This window comes from Gangjinia marincola (assembly GCF_039523415.1).
GTDB classification, from domain to species: Bacteria; Bacteroidota; Bacteroidia; order Flavobacteriales; family Flavobacteriaceae; genus Gangjinia; species Gangjinia marincola.
This window is the reverse complement of sequence record NZ_BAAAFG010000018.1, coordinates 1-1971: the sequence shown is the minus strand read 5'-3', so window position 1 is coordinate 1971 and position 1971 is coordinate 1. Positions and strand designations below refer to the sequence as shown.

At 43.2% G+C, this 1971-nt stretch carries 1 protein-coding gene; it reads right to left on the bottom strand.

Annotated elements, in window-relative coordinates; genetic code table 11:
• Positions 1-1971 (bottom strand): Ig-like domain-containing protein (locus ABD000_RS14010; RefSeq protein WP_425545367.1); only part of this gene is annotated, 1971 nt, incomplete at both ends.

Sequence of the window (1971 nt, the reverse complement as noted above, 5' to 3'; positions counted from 1 at the left end):
ACTCACCAGTATCATTGTCAAAGACAATTGTTCCTGCGGCTGTTCCTGTTCCTAAGTCAGTGATCGCTGTCGTTCCTACATTGTTCGGATCTAAGTTATCTAAGTAATCATCGTTGCCTAAGATATCGATCGTCTCTGCTACGCCAGGATCTGCTGTTGCATTATCATCAACTGCTGTTGGTGTTGCAGGGTTTGGATCACTCACATCTGGGTTACCGTCTTGATCAGTATCCACTGCACCTGGATCGCTTACTACAATTGTTACCGTTGCTGTGGCACATACATCCGGGTCCGGATCTGTGTTACATACCTGGTAATCTACCGTTACTGTTGTACCGGCTTCGCCTGCTGTTGGAGTATAGATCAACTCACCAGTATCATTGTCAAAGACAATTGTTCCTGCGGCTGTTCCTGTTCCTAAGTCAGTGATCGCTGTCGTTCCTACATTGTTCGGATCTAAGTTATCCAGGTAATCATCGTTTCCTAAGATATCGATCGTCTCTGCTACGCCAGGATCTGCTGTTGCATTATCATCAACTGCTGTTGGTGTTGCAGGGTTTGGATCACTCACATCTGGGTTACCATCCTGATCGGTATCTGAATTACTTACTACAATAGTAACCGTGGCCGTAGCACATACATCTGGATCGGGATCTGTGTTACAAACCTGGTAATCTACTGTTACCGTTGTACCGGCTTCTCCAGCTGTTGGAGTATATAATAACTCTCCTGTATTATTGTTGAACGCGATTGTTCCAGCAGCACTACCCGTTCCTAGATCTGTAATCTCCGTAGTACCTAGATTATTTGGGTTACTATTCCCTAAGTAGTCATCGTTAATTAGAATATCAATCACCTCGGTCACTAAAGGAGTAGCGGTTGCATTATCGTCAACTGCTGTCGGCGTATTTGGATTAGGATCGGTTGCATCTGGGTTTCCATCAAAATCATTATCAGGATTACCTACCACAATAGTAACTGTAGCCGTTGCGCATACATCTGGGTCCGGATCTGTGTTACAGACCTGGTAGTCTACCGTAACTGTAGTACCTGCCTCTGCAACAGTAGCAACATAAATCAATTCGCCTGTATTATTATTAAATGTAATCGATCCGCCTGCGGTTCCTGTTCCTAAATCTGTAATCTCAGTGGTACCAAGATTATTGGGATTACTATTCCCTAAATAATCATCATTTAGTAAAATGTCTATCGTTTCAGCTACTAAAGGATCTGCTGTTGCATTATCGTCAACTGCTGTTGGCGTATTTGGATTAGGATCGGTTGCATCTGGGTTTCCATCTAAGTCATTATCAGGATTACCTACCACAATAGTAACTGTAGCCGTTGCGCATACATCTGGGTCCGGATCTGTGTTACAGACCTGGTAGTCTACCGTAACTGTAGTACCTGCCTCTGCAACAGTAGCAACATAAATCAATTCGCCTGTATTATTATTAAATGTAATTGATCCGGCTGCGGTTCCTGTTCCTAAATCTGTAATCTCAGTCGTTCCTACGTTATTAGGGTTTGAGTTACCTAAGTAATCGTCATTAATTAAGATATCAATAACCTCACTTACTAATGGGTCTGCTGTAGCATTATCATCTACTGCCGTTGGAACTGTCGGATTTGGGTCGGTTCCGTCTGGATTACCGTCACCGTCGGTATCGACTCCTCCTGGATCATTCACTGTGATAGTTACTATAGCAGTATCACATACAGCACTACCACTTGCATCATTACATACTTCATAGATTACTGTAACGGTAGTTCCTGCTTCTCCTACAGTTGGGGTATACGTCAACTCGCCCGTATCAGCATCAAAGCTAACCGTTCCACTTGCTGTACCGCCTGTTTGCGTAATTGTAGTTGTTCCCTGATTGTTTGGATCTAAGTTATCCAGGTAATCATCATTGCCTAAGATATCAATAACCTCACTTACTAATGGGTCTGCTGTAGCATTATCATCTA